9 protein-coding genes are annotated in these 8,853 nt (G+C 69.7%); 4 read left to right on the top strand and 5 right to left on the bottom strand.

Annotated elements, in window-relative coordinates:
• A partial coding sequence (locus EJI01_RS29460; protein ID WP_260602672.1) for a hypothetical protein occupies window positions 1-252 on the top strand: 252 nt, incomplete at its 5' end.
• A gap of 132 nt (window positions 253-384) precedes the next feature.
• Here the strand turns inward: EJI01_RS29460 and EJI01_RS25155 are convergent.
• Both EJI01_RS25155 and EJI01_RS25150 read right to left on the bottom strand, forming a co-directional pair.
• The gene (locus EJI01_RS25155) at window positions 385-1,701 is read right to left on the bottom strand and encodes a tetratricopeptide repeat protein (protein ID WP_126839852.1); all 1,317 of its coding nucleotides are present in this window, start codon (window positions 1,699-1,701) and stop codon (window positions 385-387) included.
• A 16-nt stretch (window positions 1,702-1,717) separates the two neighbouring features.
• Window positions 1,718-2,542 carry an alpha/beta fold hydrolase gene (locus EJI01_RS25150; RefSeq protein ID WP_185879049.1) on the bottom strand — a complete coding sequence of 275 codons (825 nt, stop codon included), beginning with the start codon at window positions 2,540-2,542 and terminating at the stop codon, window positions 1,718-1,720.
• 132 nt (window positions 2,543-2,674) lie between these two features.
• Here EJI01_RS25150 and EJI01_RS29725 point away from each other — a divergent pair, with 132 nt between their 5' ends.
• Entirely contained in the window at window positions 2,675-3,055 is a 381-nt protein-coding gene (locus EJI01_RS29725) for a GNAT family N-acetyltransferase (protein ID WP_409513983.1), read from the top strand.
• An 858-nt stretch (window positions 3,056-3,913) separates the two neighbouring features.
• Window positions 3,914-5,026: an ABC transporter substrate-binding protein gene (locus tag EJI01_RS25135; protein ID WP_126839849.1), complete on the top strand. Its 1,113-nt coding sequence runs from the start codon at window positions 3,914-3,916 to the stop codon at window positions 5,024-5,026.
• An 82-nt stretch (window positions 5,027-5,108) separates the two neighbouring features.
• Here EJI01_RS25135 and EJI01_RS25130 read toward each other — a convergent pair whose 3' ends face one another.
• From EJI01_RS25130 to EJI01_RS25120, 3 genes are read right to left on the bottom strand one after another with little or no spacing between them, the layout of a single operon-like run.
• Complete coding sequence (locus EJI01_RS25130; protein WP_126839848.1) at window positions 5,109-6,008, bottom strand: LysR family transcriptional regulator; 900 nt, start codon at window positions 6,006-6,008, stop codon at window positions 5,109-5,111.
• The gene (locus EJI01_RS25125; protein ID WP_185879048.1) at window positions 6,001-6,246 is read right to left on the bottom strand and encodes a DUF2917 domain-containing protein; all 246 of its coding nucleotides are present in this window, start codon (window positions 6,244-6,246) and stop codon (window positions 6,001-6,003) included. The genes EJI01_RS25130 and EJI01_RS25125 overlap by 8 nt, the downstream gene beginning before the upstream one ends.
• Window positions 6,233-7,561, bottom strand: coding sequence for a tetratricopeptide repeat protein (locus tag EJI01_RS25120; RefSeq protein ID WP_126839846.1), 1,329 nt, complete (start codon window positions 7,559-7,561; stop codon window positions 6,233-6,235). Before EJI01_RS25120 ends, EJI01_RS25125 begins: the two co-directional genes overlap by 14 nt.
• 169 nt (window positions 7,562-7,730) lie before the next feature.
• Here EJI01_RS25120 and EJI01_RS25115 point away from each other — a divergent pair, with 169 nt between their 5' ends.
• Window positions 7,731-8,780, top strand: a complete 1,050-nt coding sequence (locus EJI01_RS25115; RefSeq protein ID WP_126839845.1) for a GlxA family transcriptional regulator — start codon at window positions 7,731-7,733, stop codon at window positions 8,778-8,780.
• Window positions 8,781-8,853: the final 73 nt, after the last annotated feature.

Genomic DNA, 8,853 nt, shown 5'->3' with positions numbered 1-8,853 from the left:
CTGGCCCTTCAAACGCTTGTCGCAACCGGATCGCGCGTGGTCGCACTCCGGTTTTTCGCCGGGAGCCGCGGTTCCTGCATCTCCGCTCCTTCGTTGAGGAGCCTCTTCGATGTCACCGGGACCACGCTGCGCCGCGCGCTGCCCGACCTCGACGCGCGTATCGCCGCCAGGGACCTGGCCCCGGTGTTTGACTGGCTGTGCACGAACGTTTGGAGCCAGCTCAGGCCTCGCGGTGGGACACCGACGAACTGACGCGCCGGGCCCGCGGCGAGACGCTCGACCCGGCGCCGCGCACCTCGAATCGCGCTACCTCGCCGACGCCCTCGCGCTGACCGCGATTGTGCGTGCCGTCGCCGGCCCGGGGGCCGGCCGTGCAGGCATCGATCACGCCGCGGCTCGCGCGACGAAGCGCTGAGCGAGCGGGCTCGCCGGTCGCATCGCGGCCCGCTCGGCCGCTAGCGCTGCCGCGAGTGGCCGATCGCCGCTGCGCAGCGCCGCCTCGATCAGCGTCAGGTCGAGCAGGTCGCGCTGAGCGTGGCTGCCGCCGAAGCGATGCGCACTCGAGCGGATCGACCGCAGCAGCGCGACGACCGTCGCGTGGTCGCCCGCCACGAAGGCCTGCACGGCGCACGTCGCTGCCTCGCCAGCCTCGGCGGTGAAGGCGCGGGCGTCGCCGTCGCCGGCGAGCGCGGCACGCTGTGTCTCGCGCAGCTGCGCGGCGAGATCGCTGCGCCAGGCGCTCGCGAAGGCCATCATCGCGTGCAGGTCGTTGAACGCATAGTTGCCCGCGGTGGCATGCGGCGCCCAGCGTTCGGCCAGCGGCTGCCAGCGGTCGCCGACGTCCACGCCGCGCAGCGCGAGGCGCCACAGCAGTGCGCTTTGGTCGATCATGTCGAGCACGACCCCCGAGCCCGGCCCGCCGATCGACGCGTCGTACATCGCGAGCACCTCGTCGTGCCGGTCCTGCTCGAGCTTGAACAGCGCCAGGTGCCACCAGTTGTGCACCGCGAAGAAGCTGTCGCGCGACCAGTGCACCGCATTCGGCTCGAGCCAGGCGATGCCGTCCTTCGGCGCATTGCGCATCTCGTGCACATGCGCCACCGCATGCCAGGCCCAGGTGTCGCGCGGCTGCAACTCGATCGCCCGGCGTCCGGTGCGCTCGGCCTGCGCATAGTCGCCGGTCTCCTCGAGCCCGAAGGCGTGCATGCCGAGCACCGCATGGTGGCCCGGCATCGCGTCGTTCCAGTGCGGCCGCACGCGCGCGATGCGGTCGCGCAGCATGCGTGAATCGCCGGTGAAGAAGTCCGCTTGGTGGCCGGCCTGCAGCGCGAGCAGGTCGCGCGGGTGCTGCGCCGACAGGTCCTCCAGCACGCGCGCGGCGTCGCGCCAGCGGCCGGCGGCGACGAGCGCGGCGGAGCGAGCATGCATCCGCTCGCGATCGGTTCCGGCGTGGCGCGCCGCGGCTTCGGCCGCCTCGCGCGCGGTCGCGAGCGCCGGCGCCTCGGTGCCGAGCAGGTGCAGCCAGGCACGCAGCGTGTGCGCGATCGACATGCTTGGCGCCTCGGCGAGCGCACGGTCGATCGTCGCGAGCGGGTCGCCGATCAGGCAGCACATCTCGTGCGCGGCCTGATCGTAGTGGTCGATCGCGGCGGCGGTGGCACCGCTCACCGGATGTCCCAGGGCGTCGATAAGAACGGTCATCGTCGGGCCCTCCGGATCAGCCGATGGCCGCGCCGACGGCGACCGAGGCGACAAAGCGGCTCAGGTCGAGTGCGAAGCGTTGCGGCTCCTCCCAGTGCATCGCGTGCCCGGCGTCGGCGTACTCGAGGAACCGGGCGGTCGGGATCAGGCGCAGCATCGCCTCCTGGTCCGCAGCCGAGCAGAACGCATCGTGCCGACCCCAGACGATCAGCGTGGGCACCTCGATCTCGCGCAGGCGCGGCGAGAAGTCGTCGCCGATGAAGCCGGCGAAGGCGGCGCGCCAGACATGCGCCGGGACTTTCAGGCTCTCGGCGACGAAGCGCTCGAGCATCGAAGCGGCGATCGGCCGGGCCAGCGTGCTCTGCTGGAAGTCGCGGGCGACGGCGACGGGCACCGGGTCGGCGAGCGGCACGATGTGCTCGCGGTGGTACGCCACCAGCTCGGGTGGCCGGCCGAACCACGGCATCGTGCCGGCCAGCAGCAGGCCGGCGACCCGGGACGGGTGGTCGATCGCGAAGCGCATCGCGTTGACGCTTCCCATCGAGTGGCCGACGAGCACCGCGCGCTCGATCTCCATCACGTCCATGAAGGCCGCAATATCGGCGGCGAAGTCGGCGGGCCGGTATCCTCCGGCCGGCTTGTCGCTGTCGCCATGGCCGCGTTGGGTGAGCGCCATCACGCGCAGTTCGGATGGCAGGTGGGGCAGCACCGGCTCGAAGGAGTGCCACGAGTCAGTCACGCCGTGCAGCGCGATGACCGGCGTGCTGGAGCGGCCGCCCTGTTCGGCGAACTCGAGCCGCACGCGGCCGGGGAGTTGGATCTGGCGAAGGGTGAGTTTCATCGAGGGTTCCTCAGGAGTGGGTGGGGGATCGGGATACGTCGCGGGCGAGCTCTTCGGCGGCATTGAGATTCATGGCAGTCTCAATCTCGATAGAGTTGGGTTCCTTCAAGTGCTTGAATGGGTTGGTGTGGGATGAAGCTTGCGCCCGCAAAGGGCCTCGGAGATGTGCGTTCTCGCACCTCGGCGTTCATGTCGTGGAATAGTGCGGCCTGGCGCTTGGCTCGCCCATACTGGGGACAAGGCTTCGCCACCGAGGCAGCTCAAGCAGCCCTGGAGTTCGGCTTCGAAATCGTTGATCTATCTGAAATCGTGGCGCTGACCGTGCCTGGCAACGCGCGTTCTCGTGCTGTGATGTCCAAGCTTGGGATGACGCGAACGGCCTCCGATGACTTCGATCATCCGCTCGTGCCGGCTGGTCATCCGCTGAAGGCAGGTCCTGTATCGCTTGGCCTGGGAAGCATGGTTACGGACGGGGACGCGCGGGCTGTCGCGTTCCGTCGGCCACCAGCGTGATCGCGGCAAAACCTGCACCCCACGCAGCGCCTGCAGCGCGGCCACCACCGGCGCCAGCGGCCAGTCCGCCAGCGCATCGCGCAGCGACTGCTCCAGGCGTGCGATGCGCGCCCCGACTCGCTGACCGCGTGCAGGTACTCCCGGAAGGCAATCTGCTGCGCGGCGTGCGGCAGCGCCAGGCCGGCCCCGCGCCAGCCGGCTGAGCTACTCGGCCACTTCCGCGACTTCTACCGGCAGCTCATCGCGACGACCGACCTTGGCGCAGCTTTTCGGAGTTGGAGCAGTCGGAGCTTGGAGAAGGGCAAATGGCGATCGTCACCGCGGAACTCTGGTGGAGGCAGCTGATGTCCGCGTATCTGGGCGAACATGCAACGAGGGACGGAATTGCGAAGACAGCGCGGCGTCAAAGAAAGATTCAGGCTGCTCAAGGTGTCGCTGCATCCATTGGATCCTTGAGACGCAAGTTCATCCCGCTGGGTGGAGGCCCGCAGGTTGAGGTCGTAGTGGACAAAATCACGCCGTCGGGCTGGATCGCACTACGGCTACTCTCACTAGACATCTAACGCGTCATGGCAAAGCATGCTCTTGCCAGAAACCAAAGGCGAGGCAGTTCTCCCTTTCGATGGCCCTGCCCTGCAGCCCCCTGGGCATTGATCAACCCATTCGCACCCATTTCGGCGTTCCCCAGCCAGCTGCCCACTAGCGCCCCGCAATGTGACTTACTTTCCACCTTCCCCGACGCGTTGTCACCACAAGGTGTTACTCCCCCCGACCCCGCTGCTAATCTAGCTCCGCCACTGCCCCTCAGTGGCCGTGCAGAGGGCGCACGCCACAACAAGCTCTCGAGGAGACAGCGACATGAAACGATTTCTCGCGCCGATGGCCCTCGTGCTGGCGGCGATTCAGCCTGCTTGGTCACAGGACATCGTGATCGGCCAGTCGGTCCCCTTGAGCGGCAGCAATGCCGACATAGGGCGCGACATGCGCGACGGCGCACTCGCGGTGTTTGCCAGGGCGAACGCCAGCAACGAGCTGGGCCGCGCCATCAAGCTGGTCACGCTGGACAACGCCAATAACCGGCAGCGCGCGCTCGAGAACTCGCAGCAGTTGCTTGGCCAGCATGGCGCGATGGTGCTGTTCGGCTACAACTCGGCGACCAACAGTCTCGACGCACTGCCGCTGGCAGAGCAGAACAAGGTGCTGTTCTTCGCCCCCTTCAGCGGCTCGTTGAGCCTGCGCAAGCATCCCAACGTCTACACCATCCGCGCCTCGTATCGCGACGAGGCGGTCAAGGTGATGGAGGCCAAGCGCACGGTCGGCTCCGACAAGGGGGTGATCCTGCACTACGACGACGAGGTGGGCCGCAGCAACTACGAGGCCGCGGCCGCCGCGTTCACCGAAGCCGGCCTCCCGAAGCCCAAGGGCGTGGCGACCAAGCGCGGCGCGGCCATGGAGCCCGCCACGGTCGAGGCGCTGGTGAAGGACGCGCCGCACTACGTGCTCGCGACCACGCAGTTCAGCCAGGTCGGCGACTACTTCAAGGCCGTCGAAGGCAAACCGCAGCAGGTGCCGGTGGCCGCGCTGTCCTTCGTCAACCCCGACGAGCTGGCCGAGTCGCTGGGCGGCGTGGCGCGCGGCACGGTGGTGTCGCAGGTGATTCCGTCGCCGCGCATCTCGAACCAGGTGGCGATGCCGGTGGTGAAGAGCTGCGCCGAGGCGCTGACCGCGTTCAACGGCGGCAAGCTGAACTACACCTCGCTGGAGTCGTGCATCGCCGCCAAGACGTTGCTGGTCGCACTCAAGAAGGCCGGCGGCGCCAAGGCCACGCGCGAGAGCGTGCTGCAGGCCATGGGCACGCTGGGCCGCGTGGACCTCGGTGGCTACGTGCTCACCTACTCGCCGACCAGCCGCCACGGCAGCACGATGGTGGACCTGACCATCCTGTCGCGCGGCAACCGGTTCGTGCAGTAAGCGTGGGCGAGCCCGCGCTGCGAGTTGGGAGAAATCGTGCGCGTCGCGCGCGGCCGCCGCGACGAAGGACTCTCCCCCGCTGCTAGCAGGCCAGCGCCGGCGCCGCGATCCGCCGCTCCAGAAATCCCAGCAAGCTCCGCAGCGCCGCACTGTTGTGCCGCCGCTGCGCATAGGCGGCGTGAAACCAGATGTCGCGCGGCATGAAGTCGCGCAGCACCGGGACCAGGGCGCCGCGTTCGAGGTGCGGGCGGGCGAGCACCGCCGGCACCGCCACGGCGCCGAGGCCGCTCAGCGCAATGCCGACCAGTGCCGAGGGCTCGTTGCATTCCATGCGGCTGGTCACGGGCACCTCGCAGGCCTGGCCATCGACCTCGAAGGGCAGCAGCGCTCTGCCTGCGCGTGAGATGAAGCTCAGCACCTCGTGCGTGCGCATGTCCTCGGGGTGCGCCGGCATGCCGCGCCTGGCCCAGTACTGCGGCGTCGCGCACAGCACCCAGTCGACTCGCGCGAGCCGCCGCACGATCAGGTTGTCGTTGCGCAGCCGGCCGAGCCGGAGCGCGATGTCGCAGGCGTCTTCCACCAGGTCGACGGCGCCGTTGGTGACGCGCAGGCTGATGTGCACATCGGGGTGCGAGCGCATGTACTCGCCCAGGATGTCGGGGAACGCAGTGCGCTCCAGGCCGTAGGGCGCCGTCACGCGCAGCCGTCCGCGCGGCCGGCTCGCATGGCCTTGCAGCTCGGCGCGCGTCAGCGCCGCCATCTCGATCAGCGGCGCGCTGCGTTCCAGCAGCACCTGGCCGGCATCGGTCAGGCTCACGGCGCGCGTGGAACGATTCAGCAGGCGCACGTCGAAGCGCTTCTCCAGTTCCGCCACATGCTTGCTGACCGTGGGCTTGGAGATGCGCAGCCGCGTGGCCGCGCGCGAGAAGCTGCCGCGCGCGGCGACCTCCCTGAAGGTGTGGATGAGCTGCAGGCTATCCATGGCGGCCGGCGCCGGCGATGTCCACCACCGCCGGCCCTCGCAAGGCAAAGATCAAGACCGGCGCATCGCAATCGACGACGAAGAATTCGCCGCCGTCGAGCACGATGTCCCGTTCGTCCCGGTCCAGCGTGACCCAGACAACGCCCTCGACGCAGCCGATGCGGCGCCCGCGCGAGCGCAAGAGCCGATGGCTGCGCTGGTGCGCGATGGTCAGGCTGCGTCCTTCAGGCCGCCACATGGTCTTCGACCCGCGCGGGCCTGGCTGCAACGACGGCCTTGCGCGCTGCCCGCTCATCCCCCATGGCGCGCACGAGCGCGCGGTCGCCGGCGCGGGACGCGGCCTCGATCACCGTGAGATGCAGCAGGTCGCGCTGGGCATGGCTGCCGCCGAGCGGACTGCTGGCGGCGAGCACGGGCAGCAGCAGTTCCACGCACTGCGCGTAGCGGCCGGCCGCGAAGGCGTGCAGCGCGCTGGCGGCCGGCAGCGCGACGGCAGCGGCGGCGGCGGCTTGCGCAGCGGGGCCGTGGGCCGCTTCGGCGATTGCCGCGATGCCCGCTTTCGCCGCGCTGTCGTCCCCGGCCGCGGCCAGCGCCATCACAGCATGCACATCGTTGAAGGCGCTGACGCCCCACGCGGCCTGCAGGCGCCAGCGTGCAGCCAGGGCCTGCCAGCGCGCCGACACGTCGACGCCGCGCAGGCCGAAGCGCCACAGCAGCGCGCTGGCATCGTCGAGGTTCAGCGCAATGGCTTCGGGCGCAGGAGCGACCGCGTCGTCGTAGAGCGCGAGCGCCGCTTCCATCTCGCCGCTTCCCATGTGCATCAGCGCCAGATGCCAGTGGTTGTGGACCGCCATGCCGCAATCGGTCGCCCAATGGCGCTGCGTCGCCTTCAGCCAGCGGATGCCGTCGGCCGAGCGGCCCTGCATCTCGCAGACGTGGGCCACTGCGTGCACGGCCCAGCTGTCGTGCGGCTGCAGCTCGAACGCGCGGCGGCCGACCGACTCGGCACGCGCGTAGTCGTTGCACTCCTCGAGGCCGAAGGCGTGCATGCCGAGCAGGTAGCCGTAGCCCTTGTCGTCGGCGCTCCACTGGGTCAGCGAGCGCGCAACGCGGTCGCGCAGCATGAAGGAATGGCCGAGGAAGAGATCGCCCAGGTGCGCGAGCTGCAGCGCGAAGAGATCGCGCGGATGGTCGATCAGATGCCGGCCGAGCAGCCGGTTGGCGCGCAGCGCGTCGCCGCTGCTCCAGGCGCCGAGCGCGGCGATCAGCGACTGCTCGCGCTCGTTGGCCTTCTGCGGGCTGGCCGCCGCGGCATCGACGCAGGCCTTCGCCATGCCGTGCAGCTGGCCGTCGAAGGCGGTCAGCAGCATGCCGGCCATCAGCAGCTGGCCGGACACGAAGCCCGGATCGCGTTCGAGCACCGGCGTGAGCACCGCGACCGGGTCGGTGCGAAAGCTGTGGAACAGGTCGAGCGCATGCTCGTAGGCGGCAAGCGATGCGCGGTCGGTGGTGGAAAGCGCCTGGCCGTGGGCATCGCGGAGGGTCGTGGTCATGGGAGAGGTCCTTGGGGAATGGTTGAGCGGATTGCGCATAGAGCGTAAATTCGCCGGTCTCCAAGGCACGAAGCCATTCCGGCAACAAGACTGACGAATCAGCCATGAGCGCAGCGCCGGGCCGCCCCAAGCAAGCTCGCACCGCGGTGCGAAGCACGAAGGTATTTCAATGGCCACCACCACCGCCAACGCGCCGCTCCCGCGGATCGCCATCGTCGCCACGCCGCTGAGTTCCGCTGCGGTGGTCTACGGCATGTACGAGATGTTCAAGTCGGCAGGCCGCGATTGGCCATGGATGCTGAACGGCCGCTATGGCCGCTCCTTGCTCGATCCGGTGATCGTGGGCGCGCAGGCCGGCGAAGTGACGGGCTGCAACCAGCTGCCGATCCGCGTCGAGATGGCGTTGTCGGAATGCAGCTCGCCGACGGTGGTCTGCGTGCCGGAGTCGCTGCTGGTGCCCGAGGACGCCGAGCCGGGCCTGTTCGAGGCCGAGGCCGCCTGGCTGCGCCAGTGCCATGCGGACGGCTCGCTGGTGACCGCCGCCTGCTCCGGCGCAATGCTGCTGGCCCAGGCCGGCCTGCTCGACGGCCACGAGGCGACCACGCACTGGGCCTACTGCGAAACCATGCAGCGCCTCCACCCCAGCGTGCGCGTGCAACCGCAGCGCGCGCTGGTCGCCACCGGCGACGGGCATCGGCTGGTGATGGCCGGCGGCGGCAGCTCGTGGATGGACCTGGGGCTCTACATCATCGCGCGCTGCGTCAGCGTGGAAACGGCGATGCAGGTGGCGCGGGTGCTGCTCATCGACTGGCACCACGTCGGCCAGCAGCCTTTCGCGCGCGTGGCGCGCTCGAAGCAGGTGGACGACGCGCTGATCGGCCGCTGCCAGACATGGATCGCCGACCACTACGCCGACCCGGCGCCGGTGGCCGCGATGGTGCAGCAGAGCGGGTTGCCGCAGCGTTCGTTCCAGCGCCGCTTCAAGCTGGCGACCGGCATGGCGCCGCTCGAATACGTGCACACGATGCGCATCGAGGAAGCCAAGCACCTGCTCGAGACCAGCGGCCTGCCGGTGGCGGCGGTGGCCGAGGAAGTCGGCTACGACGATGCCGCCTTCTTCGGCCGCTTGTTCAAGCGCCAGGTGAACCTGACGCCGCCGCAGTACCGCCGGCGCTTCGGCGGCTTGCGCGCGGCGCTGTCGGTGCACGGCAACACCTGACGACGGGCGCAGCGCAGGCGCCCGCGTCAGCCTGATCCTCGCGCCGGATGCGGCGCGGTCCGGCGCGCGGCCC

Source organism: Variovorax sp. MHTC-1 (assembly GCF_003984645.1).
Classification (GTDB): Bacteria; Pseudomonadota; Gammaproteobacteria; order Burkholderiales; family Burkholderiaceae_C; genus Variovorax.
This window is presented reverse-complemented; position numbering and strand designations above follow the sequence as displayed.

Excerpts from the sequence above, each read along its gene's own strand:
- EJI01_RS25155 (WP_126839852.1), bottom strand. The coding sequence starts at position 1,701 with ATGACCGTTCTTATCGACGCCCTGGGACATCCGGTGAGCGGTGCCACC.
- EJI01_RS25150 (WP_185879049.1), bottom strand. The coding sequence starts at position 2,542 with ATGAAACTCACCCTTCGCCAGATCCAACTCCCCGGCCGCGTGCGGCTC.
- EJI01_RS29725 (WP_409513983.1), top strand. The coding sequence starts at position 2,675 with ATGAAGCTTGCGCCCGCAAAGGGCCTCGGAGATGTGCGTTCTCGCACC.
- EJI01_RS25135 (WP_126839849.1), top strand. The coding sequence starts at position 3,914 with ATGAAACGATTTCTCGCGCCGATGGCCCTCGTGCTGGCGGCGATTCAG.
- EJI01_RS25130 (WP_126839848.1), bottom strand. The coding sequence starts at position 6,008 with ATGGATAGCCTGCAGCTCATCCACACCTTCAGGGAGGTCGCCGCGCGC.
- EJI01_RS25125 (WP_185879048.1), bottom strand. The coding sequence starts at position 6,246 with ATGTGGCGGCCTGAAGGACGCAGCCTGACCATCGCGCACCAGCGCAGC.
- EJI01_RS25120 (WP_126839846.1), bottom strand. The coding sequence starts at position 7,561 with ATGACCACGACCCTCCGCGATGCCCACGGCCAGGCGCTTTCCACCACC.
- EJI01_RS25115 (WP_126839845.1), top strand. The coding sequence starts at position 7,731 with ATGGCCACCACCACCGCCAACGCGCCGCTCCCGCGGATCGCCATCGTC.